This is a genomic window from Neisseria sp. P0009.S007, from assembly GCF_051962515.1.
The window spans coordinates 1-251 of the sequence record NZ_JBQCVF010001188.1 but is presented as its reverse complement, the minus strand read 5'-3'; the positions used below and the strand labels follow the sequence as shown (position 1 = coordinate 251).

1 protein-coding gene is annotated in these 251 nt (G+C 53.8%); it reads right to left on the bottom strand.

Going from position 1 to position 251, the window contains the following annotated elements:
* Window positions 1-251: glycosyltransferase (locus ACTHS3_RS18255; protein WP_440368837.1), on the bottom strand; the 251-nt coding region annotated here is incomplete at both ends.

The following is a 251-nucleotide window of genomic DNA, read 5'->3' as shown; positions in this document are numbered from 1 at the left end:
GCCGCAAACAACGGCTTCGGGGTTTTTCTCTGCTGCGGCGAGGAGTTTGGGTGTGTCGCTCAAGCAATGCTGGCCGTCTGCATCAACCTGCAAGACGTGGGTATAGCCATGTTCTTGAGCGTATTCCAAGCCGGTTTTGACCGCTGCACCTTTGCCGCCGTTGATGGGACGGTAAAAGACATCGATGCCGTCTGAAACCAAAGCCTGCAATACAGGTTTGCATTCTTCGCGTGAACCGTCGTCCACAATTA